Origin of the sequence: Pseudomonas sp. A-RE-19, from assembly GCF_019956555.1 — a bacterium.
Lineage (GTDB): Bacteria > Pseudomonadota > Gammaproteobacteria > Pseudomonadales > Pseudomonadaceae > Aquipseudomonas.
In genome coordinates this window covers 119305-134799 of record NZ_JAHBDQ010000070.1, presented here as the reverse complement: position 1 = coordinate 134799, position 15495 = coordinate 119305, and the positions used below count along the sequence as shown (strand labels likewise).

The 15495-nt window shown below is 60.3% G+C and carries 19 protein-coding genes; 11 read left to right on the top strand and 8 right to left on the bottom strand.

Annotated features, from left to right (window positions below):
* The first annotated feature begins 112 nt into the window (after window positions 1-112).
* Window positions 113-631, top strand: coding sequence for a methylated-DNA--[protein]-cysteine S-methyltransferase (locus KGB14_RS26070; protein ID WP_223490012.1), 519 nt, complete (start codon window positions 113-115; stop codon window positions 629-631).
* A 61-nt stretch (window positions 632-692) separates the two neighbouring features.
* On the opposite strand, the gene KGB14_RS26065 is transcribed toward KGB14_RS26070, so the two are convergent.
* Window positions 693-1286 (bottom strand): NUDIX domain-containing protein, encoded by a 594-nt coding sequence (locus KGB14_RS26065; protein WP_223490010.1) that lies wholly within the window; start codon window positions 1284-1286, stop codon window positions 693-695.
* A 143-nt stretch (window positions 1287-1429) separates the two neighbouring features.
* Here KGB14_RS26065 and KGB14_RS26060 point away from each other — a divergent pair, with 143 nt between their 5' ends.
* Window positions 1430-1858 carry a GNAT family N-acetyltransferase gene (locus KGB14_RS26060; RefSeq protein ID WP_223490008.1) on the top strand — a complete coding sequence of 143 codons (429 nt, stop codon included), beginning with the start codon at window positions 1430-1432 and terminating at the stop codon, window positions 1856-1858.
* Window positions 1859-1967: 109 nt separating this feature from the next.
* Here KGB14_RS26060 and KGB14_RS26055 read toward each other — a convergent pair whose 3' ends face one another.
* Window positions 1968-2318 carry a hypothetical protein gene (locus KGB14_RS26055; protein WP_223490006.1) on the bottom strand — a complete coding sequence of 117 codons (351 nt, stop codon included), beginning with the start codon at window positions 2316-2318 and terminating at the stop codon, window positions 1968-1970.
* Between the two features lie 162 nt (window positions 2319-2480).
* On the opposite strand from KGB14_RS26055, the gene KGB14_RS26050 reads away from it, so the two are divergent.
* From KGB14_RS26050 to KGB14_RS26010, 9 genes are all read left to right on the top strand, one after another.
* Window positions 2481-2729: a hypothetical protein gene (locus KGB14_RS26050; protein ID WP_008154823.1), complete on the top strand. Its 249-nt coding sequence runs from the start codon at window positions 2481-2483 to the stop codon at window positions 2727-2729.
* 15 nt (window positions 2730-2744) lie between these two features.
* On the top strand, window positions 2745-3074 hold the full coding sequence (locus tag KGB14_RS26045; protein WP_223490003.1) for a DUF6388 family protein: 330 nt from the start codon (window positions 2745-2747) through the stop codon (window positions 3072-3074).
* A 28-nt stretch (window positions 3075-3102) separates the two neighbouring features.
* Window positions 3103-3807, top strand: a complete 705-nt coding sequence (locus KGB14_RS26040) for a YoaK family protein (protein ID WP_223490001.1) — start codon at window positions 3103-3105, stop codon at window positions 3805-3807.
* Window positions 3808-4030: 223 nt separating this feature from the next.
* Entirely contained in the window at window positions 4031-4423 is a 393-nt protein-coding gene (tusD, locus tag KGB14_RS26035; protein WP_223489999.1) for a sulfurtransferase complex subunit TusD, read from the top strand.
* A 1-nt stretch (window position 4424) separates the two neighbouring features.
* Entirely contained in the window at window positions 4425-4787 is a 363-nt protein-coding gene (gene tusC / locus KGB14_RS26030) for a sulfurtransferase complex subunit TusC (RefSeq protein ID WP_223489996.1), read from the top strand.
* Window positions 4787-5080: a sulfurtransferase complex subunit TusB gene (tusB, locus tag KGB14_RS26025; protein ID WP_223489993.1), complete on the top strand. Its 294-nt coding sequence runs from the start codon at window positions 4787-4789 to the stop codon at window positions 5078-5080. Before tusC ends, tusB begins: the two co-directional genes overlap by 1 nt.
* Window positions 5077-5412: a TusE/DsrC/DsvC family sulfur relay protein gene (locus tag KGB14_RS26020; RefSeq protein WP_223489990.1), complete on the top strand. Its 336-nt coding sequence runs from the start codon at window positions 5077-5079 to the stop codon at window positions 5410-5412. Before tusB ends, KGB14_RS26020 begins: the two co-directional genes overlap by 4 nt.
* Window positions 5409-6410 (top strand): glycosyl transferase family protein, encoded by a 1002-nt coding sequence (locus KGB14_RS26015; RefSeq protein ID WP_223489988.1) that lies wholly within the window; start codon window positions 5409-5411, stop codon window positions 6408-6410. The genes KGB14_RS26020 and KGB14_RS26015 overlap by 4 nt, the downstream gene beginning before the upstream one ends.
* Before the next feature lie 91 nt (window positions 6411-6501).
* Complete coding sequence (locus tag KGB14_RS26010; protein ID WP_223489986.1) at window positions 6502-7509, top strand: glutathione S-transferase family protein; 1008 nt, start codon at window positions 6502-6504, stop codon at window positions 7507-7509.
* 121 nt (window positions 7510-7630) lie between these two features.
* On the opposite strand, the gene cysG is transcribed toward KGB14_RS26010, so the two are convergent.
* From cysG to KGB14_RS25980, 6 genes are all read right to left on the bottom strand, one after another.
* Window positions 7631-9025 carry a siroheme synthase CysG gene (gene cysG, locus KGB14_RS26005; protein WP_223489983.1) on the bottom strand — a complete coding sequence of 465 codons (1395 nt, stop codon included), beginning with the start codon at window positions 9023-9025 and terminating at the stop codon, window positions 7631-7633.
* Window positions 9026-10306, bottom strand: coding sequence for a serine--tRNA ligase (gene serS, locus KGB14_RS26000; protein WP_223489981.1), 1281 nt, complete (start codon window positions 10304-10306; stop codon window positions 9026-9028).
* A gap of 15 nt (window positions 10307-10321) precedes the next feature.
* Window positions 10322-10696 (bottom strand): fluoride efflux transporter CrcB, encoded by a 375-nt coding sequence (crcB, locus tag KGB14_RS25995; RefSeq protein ID WP_223489979.1) that lies wholly within the window; start codon window positions 10694-10696, stop codon window positions 10322-10324.
* Window positions 10693-12018 (bottom strand): replication-associated recombination protein A, encoded by a 1326-nt coding sequence (locus KGB14_RS25990; protein ID WP_223489977.1) that lies wholly within the window; start codon window positions 12016-12018, stop codon window positions 10693-10695. Before KGB14_RS25990 ends, crcB begins: the two co-directional genes overlap by 4 nt.
* 157 nt (window positions 12019-12175) lie before the next feature.
* Window positions 12176-12799, bottom strand: a complete 624-nt coding sequence (gene lolA, locus KGB14_RS25985) for an outer membrane lipoprotein chaperone LolA (RefSeq protein ID WP_150656273.1) — start codon at window positions 12797-12799, stop codon at window positions 12176-12178.
* Between the two features lie 68 nt (window positions 12800-12867).
* Window positions 12868-15273: a DNA translocase FtsK gene (locus KGB14_RS25980; RefSeq protein ID WP_223489975.1), complete on the bottom strand. Its 2406-nt coding sequence runs from the start codon at window positions 15271-15273 to the stop codon at window positions 12868-12870.
* Between the last annotated feature and the right edge of the window lie 222 nt (window positions 15274-15495).

Here is a 15495-nt window from a genome sequence, read left to right as displayed (position 1 = left end):
AGAGGGAACGGTTCAAGAGCAGTAGGCAAGTATGGCCGGGATTGCGTATTGCGCCTCCCCGACGAGGCAGTATGCTTGGCCCCTGTTCAGCACTTTTGCGGAGTCCGCCGGCATGACTTACACCTTCATCACCCTGGCGTCTCCGGTCGGCGAATTGAAACTGGTCGCGAAAGGCGCGCGACTGGCGGCCATCCTCTGGGAAAACGACAAGCCGGGCCGGGTAAGGCTGGGGCCAATGACGGAAGCAGCGGACAACCCGATTCTGGTACGCACCGCACAGCAACTGCAGGAGTACTTTGCCGGCACGCGTAACCGTTTCGAGCTGGAACTGGATTTTGCCGGGACGGAATTTCAGCAGAAGGTGTGGCAGGCGCTGCTGACGATTCCGTTTGGCCAGACGCGCAGCTACAGCGAGATTGCCCGGCAGATCGGCAATCCCAACGCGGTTCGTGCGGTGGGGGCGGCTAATGGCAAGAATCCGATTTCGATTGTCGCGCCGTGTCATCGGGTGATCGGCGCATCAGGGAAACTGACGGGGTTTGCCGGCGGGCTTGAGGCGAAAGAGCGCTTGCTGACGCTGGAAGGGTACGAGTGCCACGAGGCCGGCAGGATGGATGATTTGTTTATCTGATGAACCCTGCAAAAAAACAGGGAACATCCCACAGCCATTGCCTGAATCGCCGCCCACTAGATCAAACCGCTCCGAAGACATCCTTCATCGCCGCATACTGCAGCAGCATGATGGTCTTGGCATCGCAGATTTCCCCGCGATAAAACGCCGCCAGCGCCTCGTCGAACTTCCACTCCAGCACTTCCAGCTCTTCGGTTTCTTCCTCCAGCCCGCCGCCATCGCTGACTTTCGAAGACGCGTCGTACTCGGCCATGAAGAAATGCAGCTTTTCAGTGACTGAGCCTGGGCTCATGTAGGCTTCGAAAACTTTCTGCACATGGTGAACGCGATAGCCGGTTTCTTCTTCGGCTTCAGCGCGAATACGTTCTTCAGGCGCAGCGCCTTCCAGCAGCCCCGCCGCCACTTCAATCAGCAAACCATCGTGGCCGTTGACGAACACCGGCAAGCGAAACTGGCGGGTCAGCACGACGGTTCTCTTTTCCCGATTGAACAACAGAATCGCCGCGCCGTTGCCACGGTCATAGACTTCGCGGGTCTGACGTTGCCAGTCGCCGCTGTTGCGCAAGTAATCGAAAGTGATTTTCTTCAGTAGATACCAGTCGTGGGACAGCACCTGGGACTCGATGATGTTGACCCGCTCGGCTGTGTTCGACATGACAATCCATCCTTATTTTCATCAGAAGGCGTCCATGTTAGGCGAAAAAGAAAAAGCCCGGCATGGCTGCCGGGCTTCTTTTTGGGATAGAACAATCGCCGCGACCCGGATAGGCTCCTGCTCACCGCCATAAGGATGTAGCCATGACCCTGCGAATCGAATTGTCGGAAAATGCCACTCAGGAAGAACGCGAGGCGATCCTCACACCGCTGCGCGCCTACAACGCCTCAAAGGCTGGAACCACCGTGTCAGAGCAGATTGCTTTGCTGGTACGCGATGACAGCGACGAGATTCTCGGCGGGCTGTATGGCCGAGTGTTTTACCAGTGGCTTTTCATTGAGTTGTTGTCGGTGCCGGAGCAGGCCCGGGGACAAGGGATGGGCTCGAAGCTGATGCAGATGGCCGAAGACCTGGCCCGGGAGAAGGAATGCATCGGGATCTGGCTGGACACCTTCGACTTCCAGGCGCCGGAGTTTTACAAGAAGCACGGTTACAGCGAGTTGGGGCAAATTGCCGATTACCCGCCGGGCCACAAGCGCTTCTTTTTCCAGAAGCGTTTGATGGATGTGTAACCTTCGATTTTTCGGGGTGCCAACAAAAGATCGCAGCCTTCGGCAGCTCCTGCATGGGATTGCGTTCACCCTGTAGGAGCTGCCGAAGGCTGCGATCTTTTGATCTTGCTTACAAACAGGTCGCCAACGCCGCCAATCGGCGCTTGGCGACAAAATCGTCATGCTGCGCGTAGTAGTTCAACGCTGTCCCCGAAGCATCGGCGGTCACGTCCACGAAGGACTCGGCCGACCGGGTGTAGACCGTCGAACCGCCCTTCTTGCCCGGCTGCAAATAGGCGCCGGCATCGACGCCGAACACCGCTTCGTCCTGCCAGGCAAACTGCACGCACTGGGCGACCACTTTTTCCGGTTTGTCCGAGGTCAGGGTTTTGTACGGGGTTTTGGTGCGGGCGTCATTCATCACCGATCCGGCGCAGCCCGCCAGCAAGGTTGCGGCCAGCGCCACCATCAGAATTCGCATTGCGTTCGCTCATCAGGAAAAAGCGGACTGTATCACCGTGGCGCGGCGTATCGTTCTGCTTTACTTCATTTATACCGCGACACCGCGCAACGATTCGCGCACCCTGTCGCGCCATTAACGCCGCATCGCCCATTTTTCCGGGCCCATTTTTCTGGAAAGGTCATGACACCCAACGCCGAATACTACAAACCGACCGCTGAATACGCCGACAAGCTGATCAGCCAGATCGGTCAGACGCCTTCCTGGATCGCCAAGCGAATTGGCGTCACCGACAAGCGGATCCGTTACATTCTCGACGGCGAAAGAACCGTCAAAGGCGAAACCACGCCGATCCAGATGACCTACCCCGAGCAATTTGCTCTGGAGTGTCTGGCCGCGGCCGCCAAGGCGAGTAAAAAGCAGTCTTCGTAATCTCAAGGAGTGACCATGGCGGCAACCGAACAGCAACACGAGCAGGCGCTGAGGAAGTTTCTCGACGAGCGTCCTGAGCTGCGTATCGAACTGGATAACCTCAATCCGCTGTTGGCCCAGGCCAAGGGTGAGACAGCCGAGCAGTACCGCGACGAGCGTTTGCATGAAGCGTTCGAAGCCGAGGCCGAGCGTCTGGGCTTGTTTGCCTGGGAGCTGACGTTGCAATTGACCGCCGCCACGCCTGAGGATTACCAGGCTCAACGCATGGAGGTGCACAAGGAAGTCGCGGAGATGGCGGGCATGGACTGGCTGGAGTATTGCGAGTTATATGGGTTAGCCAAGTAATCATCGCTGCTCAAGGAAGTCCTCTTCAATGCTGCCTTCTCCTTCAAGCACCCGGGCCACGCCGGGCCATCTGCATACTCATAAATGGCGCGGACGCATCGGCCTGTCGCTGGTCGCCGGTTTGTCGGTGCTCGCCGGCATGACCGATGCCATCGGCTTCATGGCCAGCGGCGACTTCGTGTCCTTCATGAGCGGCAACACCACCCGCCTTGCCGTAGCGATCAGCGATGGCGATCTCGGGCTGACGTTGCGTCTGCTGATTCTCGTGGCCACGTTCGTCATCGGCAATGCCTTGGGCATTGTTGTCAGCCGGTTCGGTGGCCGACGGGCGCTGCCATTGATGCTGTGCATCGCCACGTTGCTGTGCGGCGCTGCGGCCTGGCCCTATGACCTGCAACTGCCGGCGCTGCTGGCGACGATCATTGCCATGGGCATGCTCAATGCTGCCGTGGAAGAAGTGAACGGTCTGCCGGTCGGCCTGACCTACGTCACCGGCGCGCTGTCGCGGTTCGGCCGTGGGCTGGGACGCTGGATGCTGGGCGAGCGGCGCAACGGCTGGCGGGTGCAATTGATCCCGTGGACCGGGATGTTTGCCGGCGCGGTGATCGGGGCGCTGCTGGAACATCATCTGGGGCTCAGGGCGCTGTTTGTCAGCGGCCTGCTGGCCGGGGCGCTGGGGGTGCTGTCGTTGAAGATTCCGCGGCGTTGGCAGTTGGGTTATATGCCGCGCTGATCGGGTTATCACATTCAACATTGATGTTGCCTGACACTCCGCTATCGCGAGCAGGCTCGCTCCCACAGGGGGCTGTGGTGGATTTCAATATTGTGTACGACACAAATCCCTTGTGGGAGCGAGCCTGCTCGCGATGGCAGCGACTCGGTCTATGAGTAAACGCCCTTCGCCGCCTCGCCGATAAAGCTTTATCATGGCCGCAGTTTTGCTGATCGAGCCCGTCATGAAATTCGCCATTGCGCTGTTTTCCGCCGCCCATGCGCCCTCCTCGCGCCGTGCCTTGCTGTTCGCCCAGGCCGCGCTGGCCGGCGGGCATGAGATTGTCCGGCTGTTTTTCTATCAGGATGGCGTTTACAACGCGTCCGGCAGCGTGGTCACGCCTCAGGATGAGCAGGACATGCCCAAACAGTGGCGCAACTTTGTCACCGAGCATCAGCTCGATGGCGTGGTCTGCATCGCCGCGGCCCTGCGCCGTGGGGTGTTGAACGAAGAAGAAGCCCAGCGCTATCAGCGTGAAGCCGTTGCGGTGGGCGCGCCGTGGGAATTGTCCGGCCTTGGTCAACTGCATGACGCGGTACAGGACGCTGACCGCTTGATCTGTTTTGGAGGCGTGTGAGATGGCTAAATCCTTGCTGATAATCAGCCGTCAGGCGCCGTGGTCGGGGCCTAATGCGCGGGAAGCACTGGACATCGTGCTGGCCGGTGGCGCCTTCGATCTGCCGATCGGCCTGCTGTTTCTCGATGACGGCGTGTTCCAGCTCGCGGCGAAACAGGACGCCAAGGCGTTGCAACAGAAAGACCTGAGCGCCAACCTGCAAGCCTTGCCGATATTTGGTGTCGAAGACCTGTTCGTGTGCGGTGAAAGCGTTGCTGCCCGTGGTCTGGACCCTAAAGCTCTGTCGCTTGAAGAAGCCCAGGTGCTGGCCGCCCAGGAAATCACCGCCCTTATTGACCGTTACGACCAGGTGATCACCCTCTGATGTCGACTTTGCATGTGTTGTCTCATTCCCCTTTCGGCGACGACCGCCTGAGCAGTTGCCTGCGCGTGATCGGCCCCGACGATGCGCTGTTGCTGAGCGGCGACGCGGCCTATGCCTTGCAGCCAGGCACTGCGCCGTTCAGCGCGCTGCATGCTCGCAGCCTGAAACTGTTCGTACTGGCCGAAGATACTCAAGCACGGGCGCTGGCAGTCCCGGACTGGGCCAAGGCTATCGATTACCCGGCCTTCGTCGAGCTGTCGATTCACTACGACAAGGTCAACAGTTGGCTATGAAATCCCTGACGGTCGGCGCCCGCGCCATTGAACTGGACAAGGACGGTTTCCTGGTCGAACTGAGCGACTGGTCTGCCGAGGTGGCCGTCGCCCTCGCTGCCGCCGAAGACATCGAGCTGAGCGCCGAACACTGGGAAATCCTCGAACTGCTGCGCAGCTTCTACGACGAGTTCCAGCTGTCCCCGGCGACCCGCCCGCTGATCAAGTACACCGCATTGAAACTCGGCCCCGACAAGGGCAACAGCCTGCACCTGAACCGACTGTTCAAAGGCACCCCTGCCAAACTCGCCGCGAAACTGGCGGGCCTGCCCAAACCGACGAATTGCTTATGACCGACTATCCAGCACTGACCCTCGAAACGCCCGCCGAGCACCCGTTCGCCCAGTTCGTGCGGATTCTTGGCAAAGGCAAACGCGGCGCCCGCGACCTGACCCGCGAAGAGGCCCGCGAAGCCATGGGCATGGTGCTCGATGAAAAGGTCGAGGACACCCAGCTCGGTGCATTCCTGATGCTGTTACGGCACAAGGAAGAAAGCGCCGAGGAAATGGCCGGGTTCACCGAAGCCTTGCGTGAACGCCTGAATCCACCGGCGCTGGCGGTCGATCTGGACTGGCCGACTTACGCGGGCAAGAAGCGTCATTTGCCGTGGTATCTGCTGGCGGCCAAGTGCCTGGCGCAGAACGGCGTGCGCATCTTCATGCATGGCGGCGGCGCGCACACGGCCGGTCGGCTGTACAGCGAACAACTGCTCCAGACGCTGAACATTCCACTGTGCCGCAACTGGCAACAGGTCGGCACGGCGCTGGACCGGGGCGGTCTGGCGTTCATGCCATTGGTGGATTGGGCCCCGCAACTTCAGCGGATGATCGACCTGCGCAACACCTTGGGCCTGCGCTCGCCGATCCATTCCCTGGCGCGGATTCTTAATCCGCTGGGCGCTCGCTGCGGTCTGCAAAGCATTTTCCACCCCGGCTATCAGGCCGTGCATCGCGATGCCAGCGGTTTGCTGGGCGACACCGCCATCGTCATCAAGGGCGACGGCGGTGAAATCGAAATCAACCCGGACGCCGACAGTCACCTGTATGGCACCACCGGCGGCGAAAGCTGGGATGAAGAATGGCCGCAGCTGTCGACCCAGCGCCACGTCAAACCAGCGAGCCTGGATCCCGAGCATTTGAAAGCGGTGTGGCGTGGGGACGTGGTCGACAGCTACCCGCAAATGGCGTTGATCTCGACCATGGCCCTGGCCTTGCGCGGCCTCGGCCAGCCCCGCGAGCAAGCGTTCGAAACCGCCCAGCAGTACTGGGATGCCCGGGACAGATCGATTTAACCGATCATAAACGCCCAACCTTTGCGCTTTTTGTTCGAACCTATGCGCATAAACTCCTCTCCAACGCTTATCGGTTTGAGGAGTTTTGAACATGGGTTTGTTAGTCGAAGGTCGCTGGCAGGATCAATGGTACGAAAGCAGCAAGGACGGCACGTTCCAGCGTGAACAGGCACAACGTCGCAACTGGCTGACCGCCGACGGCAAGCCAGGCCCGACCGGCGTCGGTGGTTTTGCCGCCGAGGCCGGTCGCTATCATCTCTACGTCTCCCTCGCCTGCCCGTGGGCCCATCGCACGTTGATCCTGCGCAAGCTCAAGGGCTTGGAAAACCTGATCGATGTGTCGGTGGTCAGTTGGTTGATGCTGGAAAACGGCTGGACCTTTGATAAAAATCTGGGCTCGACCGGCGACAAGCTCGATCACTTCAATTTTCTCCATCAGCGCTACACCACCGATACCGCCGACTACACCGGCCGCGTCACCGTTCCGGTGCTCTGGGACAAGCAGACGAATCGCATCGTCAACAATGAGTCGGCGGAAATCATCCGCATGTTCAACAGCGCATTTGATGACCTGACCGGCAATGACCTGGACTTCTACCCGGCGCCATTGCGGGCCGAGATCGATGCATTAAACGAGCGGATTTATCCAGCGGTGAATAATGGCGTCTATCGCGCCGGGTTTGCCACGTCGCAGCAGGCTTACGAAGAAGCGTTCGATGAGTTGTTTGGCGAGCTGGATCGGCTGGAGCAGTTGCTGGGGGCAAATCGTTATCTGACGGGCGAATACCTGACGGAAGCGGATATTCGGCTGTTCACTACGATGATTCGCTTCGATGCGGTGTATTTCGGCCACTTCAAATGCAACCTGCGGCGGATTGCCGATTATCCGAATCTGTCGAACTGGCTACGGGAGATTTATCAGTGGCAGGGGATTGCCGAGACGGTGAGTTTTGAGCACATCAAGAACCACTACTACGGCAGCCACAAAACGATCAATCCGACCGGAATCGTGCCTAAAGGGCCGGCGCAGGACTTCACTGCGGCTCATGATCGGGCGCGGTTGAAGGGGAAAGGGGTTTGGCGCAACAACCAGGAATGATCGTAATTCTGTATTGATGTTGAGGGCCCCATCGCGAGCAGGCTCGCTCCCACATTGGATTTGCGTCGTTCACAAATCCCCTGTGGGAGCGAGCCTGCTCGCGATGGGGGCGACTCGGTCTCTAGACCAGCGCCTGAGCCCCTTCAAACCAAGCCAGTTTCTCGCGCAGTTGCACCACTTCCCCAACAATCACCAGCGTCGGCGCATGCACTTCATGCTCCGCCACCAGCCGTGGAAGGTCGGCCAGGGTGCCGGTAAACACCCGCTGATTGACCGTAGTGCCCTGCTGAATCAACGCCGCCGGGGTATCGGCCGCGCGACCGTGCTTGATCAACTGCTCGCAGATGATCGGCAAGCCTACCAGCCCCATGTAAAACACCAGGGTTTGCGCCGGCGCGACCAGATCAGCCCACGGCAAATCGGTTGAACCGTCCTTGAGGTGCCCGGTGACGAAGCGCACCGACTGCGCGTAATCGCGGTGAGTCAGCGGAATCCCGGCATACGCCGCGCAACCGCTGGCGGCGGTGATGCCCGGCACGACCTGGAACGGGATGCCATGGGCCGCCAGCTCTTCGATCTCTTCACCGCCGCGCCCGAAAATGAACGGATCGCCGCCCTTCAAGCGCACCACGCGCTTGCCGGCCTTGGCCAGATCCACCAGATGCTGGTTGATCTGCTCCTGAGGCACGGCGTGATCGGCGCGGCGTTTGCCGACATAGACCCGCTCGGCATCGCGACGGCACAAATCCAGAATCGCTGGCGCCACCAGACGGTCATACAACACCACATCGGCTTGCTGCATCAGGCGCAAGGCGCGGAAGGTCAACAGGTCGGGATCACCCGGCCCGGCGCCCACCAGATAAACCTCGCCGGTAGCGACAGGTGCTTCACCCGCAATTTTCGCCAGCATCAAGCGCTCGGCTTCGGTGCCCTGCCCGGCCAGTTGCCGGTCGGCAATCGGGCCCTGGAATACATCCTCCCAGAACGCCCGGCGCTGCTGCACATCCGGAAACAGGCCTTTGACCTGAGTGCGGAAACGCGCCGCCAGACCGGCCAGCTGACCGTAGGTGGACGGAATCCAGGTTTCCAGCTTGGCGCGGATCAACCGCGCCAGCACCGGTGCATCGCCGCCGCTGGACACCGCGATGATCAATGGAGAACGGTCGACAATCGCCGGGAAGATCACGCTGCACAGGGCCGGCGCATCGACCACGTTGACCGGCACGCAACGCCGATGGGCATCGGCGGAGACTTGTGCGTTCAGCGGTTCGTCGTCAGTGGCGGCGATGATCAGCCCGCAACCGTCCAGGTCCGTTTCGGCGTAGCCACGCAACAGGCACTCACCACCGCTGCCGGCCACCAGTTCGCGCAGTTGCGATTCGATTTCAGGCGCGACCACCCGCAGCAGCGCACCGGCCTCGGCCAGCAGGCGGGATTTGCGCAAGGCAATCTCCCCCCCACCGACGACCAATACACGACTGCCGCGAAGGTTATGAAACAGCGGCAGATAGTCCATTTAGCCGATGACCTCAAGGCCACCCATGTACGGCTTGAGCACCTCAGGCACACGGATCGAACCGTCGGCTTGCTGATAGTTCTCGAGCACCGCCACCAGGGTACGACCGACCGCCAGGCCGGAACCGTTCAGGGTGTGAACCAGCTCAGGCTTGCCGGTTTCCGGGTTGCGGAAACGCGCTTGCATGCGGCGGGCCTGGAAGTCGCCACAGTTGGAGCACGACGAAATCTCGCGGTACTTGTCCTGGCTTGGAATCCACACTTCCAGATCGTACGTTTTGACCGCGCTGAAACCCATGTCGCCGGTGCACAGCGCCAGGGTGCGGTATGGCAGCTCCAGCAGCTGCAGGACTTTCTCGGCATTGGCAGTCAGGCCTTCCAGCGCTTCCATCGACGTCGATGGTTCAACGATCTGGACCATCTCGACCTTGTCGAACTGGTGCTGACGGATCATGCCGCGAGTGTCGCGACCCGACGCACCGGCCTCGCTGCGGAAGCACGGTGTGTGTGCCACGAACTTGATCGGCAGCAGTTTCGAATCGACGATCTCGCCAGCGACGATGTTGGTCAGCGACACTTCAGCCGTTGGGATCAGGTACAGATCGGCTTCGCCTTCGCGGCTGATCTTGAACAGGTCTTCTTCGAATTTCGGCAGCTGACCGGTGCCCTGCAACGCAGGCGCCTGCACCAGGTAAGGGGTGTAAGCCTCTTCGTAACCGTGTTCGTTGATGTGCAGGTTGATCATGAACTGCGCCAGCGCACGGTGCAGACGGGCGATCGGGCCGCGCAGCAGGGCGAAACGGGCGCCGGACAGCTTGGCGGCGGTTTCGAAGTCCAGCCAGCCGAACTTCTCGCCCAGGGCCACGTGGTCCTGCACCGGGAAGTCGAAAGCCTTCGGCGTGCCCCAACGGCGCACTTCAACGTTGCCTTCTTCGTCATCGCCGACCGGCACCGATTCGTGCGGCAGGTTCGGGATGCCCAGCAGGATCGAATCCAGTTCGGTCTGGATCGCGTCCAATTCGACTTTACCCGCGCTCAACTCGCCCGCCATACGCTCGACGTCGGCCATCAATGGCGCGATGTCTTCGCCGCGCTGCTTGGCCTGACCGATGGATTTGGAACGCGCGTTACGTTCAGCCTGCAATGCTTCGGTGCGGGTCTGGACGGTCTTGCGCTGTTCTTCCAGCGCTTCGATGCGCGCAACATCCAGGGCAAAGCCACGGGATGCCAGGCGGTCCGCTACGTCCTGAAGGTTGCTACGTAACAGTTTGGAATCGAGCATGTCGGTTTCTCGTTATCAAAGTTTGGTCAAGGACAGGCCAGCCCACGTCGCAAGCAGCCCGCCGAATACGCTGATGGCCGCATAGCCCAGGGCCAGCGGCACTTGCCCGCTTTCCAGCAAGCGCACCGTATCCAGTGAAAAGGATGAAAAAGTCGTCAGCCCCCCGAGGAAGCCGACCATCAACCCGGCGCGCACCTCGATCGGTACTTCCGGGCGTATCAAAAACAGGCCGTACAAAACGCCGATCAGCAGACAGCCCACGATATTAACGGCCAGCGTCGCGGTATAGAAGTGCCGCGGCCAATTCGTACTGATCCAGTTAGCCGTCGCGAAGCGCAACAGCGTACCGGCGACACCGCCGACGGAAACTGCAACGATCAAGGGAATCACGGTTTTCTCCGCTGCCGGGGGCTCAGGCGATCAAGCTGCGCGAGATGGTTAAGCTTTTCGCCGATCTTCAGCTCCAGGCCGCGGGGCACTGGTTGATAAAACCGTTGCGGTTCGAGCTCGTCCGGGAAGTAGTCTTCGCCAGCGGCGTAGGCATCCGGTTCATCATGGGCGTAACGGTATTCGTCGCCATAACCCAGTTGCTTCATCAATTTGGTCGGCGCGTTGCGCAGGTGCAGCGGCACTTCGAGCGAACCGTGTTCGGTGGCGCTGCGCATCGCGGCTTTGAAACCCATGTATACCGCATTGCTTTTCGGCGCGCAGGCCAGATACGTAATGGCCTGGGCCACCGCCAACTCGCCTTCGGGGCTGCCGAGGCGCTCCTGCACTTCCCACGCCGCCAGGCACAGACTCAAGGCGCGAGGGTCTGCGTTGCCGATGTCTTCACTGGCCATGCGCACCACGCGCCGGGCCAGGTACAACGGGTCACAGCCGCCATCGATCATCCGTGCGAACCAGTACAGCGCGCCATCGGGGTTGGAGCCGCGCACCGACTTGTGCAGCGCGGAGATCTGGTCGTAAAAGGCTTCGCCGCCCTTGTCGAAGCGACGACGGGTATCGCCGAGCAGACTTTGCAGCAGATCAACGCCGATCTCACTGTTGTCTTCGGCCAGGTCCGAGGCGTTTTCCAGCAGATTGAGCAGACGCCGGCCATCGCCATCGGCAGCAGACAACAGCATCTGGAAGCCTTCATCGCTGAGGGTCAGCTGCCGCTTGCCCAGCCCACGCTCTTCGGTCAATGCGCGGTGCACCAGCTTGCGCAGGGCCGCTTCGTCGAGGCTTTTGAGCACATAGACGCGGGCTCTTGAGAGCAAAGCGTTGTTGAGTTCGAACGAGGGGTTTTCCGTGGTCGCGCCAATGAAAATCAACGTGCCGTCTTCAACGTACGGCAGGAACGCATCCTGCTGTGACTTGTTGAAGCGGTGCACTTCGTCGACGAACAGGATAGTGCGCTTACCGTACTGTCCGGCCTGCTGCTTGGCGACTTCCACCGCCTGACGGATCTCTTTGACCCCGGCCAGCACCGCCGACACCGTTTCGAAATGCGCATCGGAGACTTCCGCCAGCAGCCGCGCCAACGTGGTTTTACCCACCCCCGGCGGCCCCCAGAAAATCATCGAGTGCAGGGCACCCTGCTCCAGGGCTTCGCGCAAAGGCTTGCCGCGAGCGAGCAGGTGTTCCTGACCGACGTACTCGTCCAGATTGGTCGCACGCAAACGGGCGGCCAGAGGCTGAGCAATCGGGGCACTTCGAAACAGGTCCATCACTACTTGCGAAACCTCACTGCCTATCAGTCAATAATTTGAACACCGTTGACCCCTGTGGGAGCGAGCCTGCTCGCGATGGCGGCATTACATTCAACATCAATGTTGATTGACCCGACGCTATCGCGAGCAGGCTCGCTCCCACAGGTTATGCGTCTTACTCTTGAATCACGTCCGCCCCTTTAGGGATGTCGAACTTGAATCTGGACGCAGGAATCGGCTCGTTGGCCTTCACACCGGTGAACAGGATATTGGTGCGCTGACCGACACTGTCGATCATCTGCATGTCATTGACCAGACCGTTGCGGAACGACAGGCGCAGGCTGTCGAACAGGGTGTCTTTGGTTTTCGGCTTCAAGGTGAAGTCGATCACGCCACCGGCTTCCTTGGCGCTGATGTCGAAGCTCTGGCTGATCTTGGACACGTCACCCGACAGCAGCAATGCCGGGGTCTGGGTCAGGCGCTGATCAAGGTTCTTGATGGTGGCCTGCTCAAGGTCCGGATCCCACAACGTCACCTTCTTGCCGTCGGAGACCATCGTTTGTTCGGCCGGCGCGTTGGTGTGCCAGTAAAACAAGCCAGGACGCTGCAAGGACATTTCACCCGCGGTTTCCTGCAACTGGGTGCCGCTGCCATCAAGGGTCAGCTGGGAGAAACGCGCGGTCAGGGTCTGGGATTTTTCCAGCAGTTGAGTCAGACGCGCCACGTCCTTGTCATCGGCGTGGGCCGAGAGCGTGGTCAAAGCCAGTACCGGCAGCAACAGCATGCGGATAAGACGCATGGGAGTCCTCTTAAACATTCGTGGGAGTGCGGGCGGCGCCTCAAGACGCCGCCCCTTTCAAAACCGGATCAGTCGCGCACCGGGCCAGGGGCCAGGACTTCACGCGAGCCGTTGGTGTTCATGGAGGTCACGACCCCGGCCATTTCCATGGCTTCGATCATGCGCGCCGCGCGGTTGTAGCCGATTTTCAGCTTGCGCTGAACCGCAGAGATGGACGCGCGACGGCTTTCCAGCACGAACTGCACCGCTTCGTCGTAGAGCGCGTCGGTTTCGGCATCATCGTCACCGCCACCGCCGCCATTTTCAAAGCCGCTACCGGCCTCTTCGACACCGGCGAGGATGTCATCGTTGTATTCCGGCGCGCCGCGCAGTTTCCAGGCTTCAACCACCCGGTGAACCTCGTCATCGGACACGAACGCGCCGTGAACACGGATCGGCAGACTGGTGCCCGGTGGCATGTAGAGCATGTCACCGTGGCCCAGCAGTTGTTCGGCGCCGCCCTGGTCGATGATGGTCCGCGAATCGATCTTGCTCGATACCTGGAACGCCATGCGGGTCGGGATGTTCGCCTTGATCAGACCCGTGATCACGTCCACCGACGGCCGCTGGGTCGCGAGGATCAAGTGAATACCGGCGGCACGTGCCTTCTGCGCGATACGGGCGATCAGTTCTTCAACCTTCTTGCCGACGATCATCATCATGTCGGCGAATTCGTCGACGACCACGACGATGGTCGGCAGCTTTTGCAGCAGCGGCGCCTCGTCGTGGATGCTTTCGCGCTTGTACAGCGGATCACTCAACGGCTCGCCGGCGTCCTGCGCTTCCTTGACCTTGGCGTTGAAGCCCGACAGGTTGCGCACGCCCATCTTCGCCATCAGTTTGTAACGCCGTTCCATCTCGGCGACGCTCCAGCGCAAGGCGTTGGCGGCGTCCTTCATGTCGGTGACCACCGGGCACAGCAGGTGCGGAATGCCTTCGTAGATCGACAGCTCGAGCATTTTCGGGTCGATCATGATCAGCTTGGCGTCTTCCGGGCCAGACTTGAACAGAATCGACAGGATCATCGCGTTCACACCCACCGATTTACCGGAACCGGTCGTACCGGCTACCAGCAAGTGCGGCATTTTCGCCAGGTCGGTGATGACCGGTTTACCACCGATATCATGACCCAGGGCCAGTGTGACCGGGGACTTGAAGTTATCGTATTCGGGGGTCGACAAGACCTCGGAGAACCGCACGATCTGCCGGTCTTCATTGGGAATCTCGATACCGACCGTGGTCTTGCCCGGAATCACTTCCACGACACGCACACTGGTCACGGCCAGGGAACGGGCCAGGTCTTTCGCCAGGTTGGAGATGCGGCTGACTTTAACCCCGGCGGCAGGCTGGATTTCGTAACGGGTAATCACCGGGCCCGGGTGAATCGAGTCCACCGAGACTTCGACGCCGAATTCCTTGAGCTTGATTTCCAGCAAGTGGCCGACGGCCGCCAGGGATTCAGGCGAATAATTGAGTTGTTTCTTTTCCGCAGGGTCGAGAATCGAGATCGGCGGCAAGGTGCCTTCGACGGCGCTGTCGACGAACAATGGTGCCTGTTTCTCTTTCTCCACGCGCTTGCTGGGCGCTGCGGGTTTGGGCGGAGCCGGGGCAATCACCGGCGGCACCTGTTTCTCGCGCTCGGACATGTGCTTGCTCAGGGCTTGCTCGCGCTCGATCAGGCGTTCCTTGACCTTGGCCTGCTCGCGTTTGTCGGTAACGGTCGGCGCGACCACGTCATGCACGCGATCGTCGACTTCACGCAGCTGGGCGACCAGTTGCTTGCGTTCGACACGGGCCGCCCACCAGCGATTGGCCGCGCCCTGAAACAGTTCGAACAGATCAAGGGTGATCTTGCCAGTGACGTCCATCACCTTGAACCACGACAGGTCGGTGAACACCGTCAGGCCGAACAGGAACAGCGCGATGAACAACAACGTGCTGCCCTGGATGTTCAGCGCGTTCCTGGCCAGATCGCCAAGGCTTTCGCCCAGAGCGCCGCCGGCGCCGGCCGGCAGACCGGTCGCCGCATGGAAGTGAATATGGGCCAGCGCCGCGCCCGACAGCACCAGAAACACCAGGCCGATCAGACGCCAGGAGAAGAGCCAGCCGCTCCACTGCCACGGCTCGTGGCGCTGACGGAAGATCTGATACGCCTTGACCGCCAGCAGCAGCGGGAAAATGTAGGCGAAGTAACCCAGAACCATGAACAGGATATCGGCGCTGTAAGAGCCGGCCGGCCCGCCGAAGTTCTGCACATCGTCGATCTTGCTGTTATGGCTCCAGCCCGGATCGTCCTTGCCATAGGTCAACAAGGCCATCATCAGGAACAGGCACAAGGCGCCGATGGCGATCAATGCACCTTCCTTGAGCCGGTAGTGCAATTGCTGGCGCCAGAGCGGAACGACTGTTTTAGGTGCTGCGGTGGATTTCTTCAAAACGCTTCTTTTCCTGCGCCTATGGCGCGTCCATCTGTTGAATGACTATAAAAACTGCCCAATCCAGGCAGGTAAAAAAGTTAACAGGCGCAACTGGGACTACTTTTAACACTGCACCCCGGGTTTTCGAAATACGGCGCGCAATGCTTTTTTGACACACACACGGTTACAGGCAGGCATTGTACGGGTTTGTTCGCCCGATGCCATGCTCCAGGTCCGTAG

Bases quoted from the DNA above. Each gene is read 5' to 3' on its own strand.
- KGB14_RS26015 (WP_223489988.1), top strand. From the start codon at position 5,409: ATGACCGACTATCCAGCACTGACCCTCGAAACGCCCGCCGAGCACCCG.
- KGB14_RS26055 (WP_223490006.1), bottom strand. From the start codon at position 2,318: ATGCGAATTCTGATGGTGGCGCTGGCCGCAACCTTGCTGGCGGGCTGC.
- KGB14_RS25990 (WP_223489977.1), bottom strand. From the start codon at position 12,018: ATGGACCTGTTTCGAAGTGCCCCGATTGCTCAGCCTCTGGCCGCCCGT.
- KGB14_RS26050 (WP_008154823.1), top strand. From the start codon at position 2,481: ATGACACCCAACGCCGAATACTACAAACCGACCGCTGAATACGCCGAC.
- tusC (WP_223489996.1), top strand. From the start codon at position 4,425: ATGGCTAAATCCTTGCTGATAATCAGCCGTCAGGCGCCGTGGTCGGGG.
- KGB14_RS26010 (WP_223489986.1), top strand. From the start codon at position 6,502: ATGGGTTTGTTAGTCGAAGGTCGCTGGCAGGATCAATGGTACGAAAGC.
- KGB14_RS26065 (WP_223490010.1), bottom strand. From the start codon at position 1,286: ATGTCGAACACAGCCGAGCGGGTCAACATCATCGAGTCCCAGGTGCTG.
- KGB14_RS26020 (WP_223489990.1), top strand. From the start codon at position 5,077: ATGAAATCCCTGACGGTCGGCGCCCGCGCCATTGAACTGGACAAGGAC.
- tusB (WP_223489993.1), top strand. From the start codon at position 4,787: ATGTCGACTTTGCATGTGTTGTCTCATTCCCCTTTCGGCGACGACCGC.
- cysG (WP_223489983.1), bottom strand. From the start codon at position 9,025: ATGGACTATCTGCCGCTGTTTCATAACCTTCGCGGCAGTCGTGTATTG.
- KGB14_RS26060 (WP_223490008.1), top strand. From the start codon at position 1,430: ATGACCCTGCGAATCGAATTGTCGGAAAATGCCACTCAGGAAGAACGC.
- KGB14_RS26040 (WP_223490001.1), top strand. From the start codon at position 3,103: ATGCTGCCTTCTCCTTCAAGCACCCGGGCCACGCCGGGCCATCTGCAT.
- KGB14_RS26070 (WP_223490012.1), top strand. From the start codon at position 113: ATGACTTACACCTTCATCACCCTGGCGTCTCCGGTCGGCGAATTGAAA.
- lolA (WP_150656273.1), bottom strand. From the start codon at position 12,799: ATGCGTCTTATCCGCATGCTGTTGCTGCCGGTACTGGCTTTGACCACG.
- tusD (WP_223489999.1), top strand. From the start codon at position 4,031: ATGAAATTCGCCATTGCGCTGTTTTCCGCCGCCCATGCGCCCTCCTCG.
- KGB14_RS26045 (WP_223490003.1), top strand. From the start codon at position 2,745: ATGGCGGCAACCGAACAGCAACACGAGCAGGCGCTGAGGAAGTTTCTC.
- serS (WP_223489981.1), bottom strand. From the start codon at position 10,306: ATGCTCGATTCCAAACTGTTACGTAGCAACCTTCAGGACGTAGCGGAC.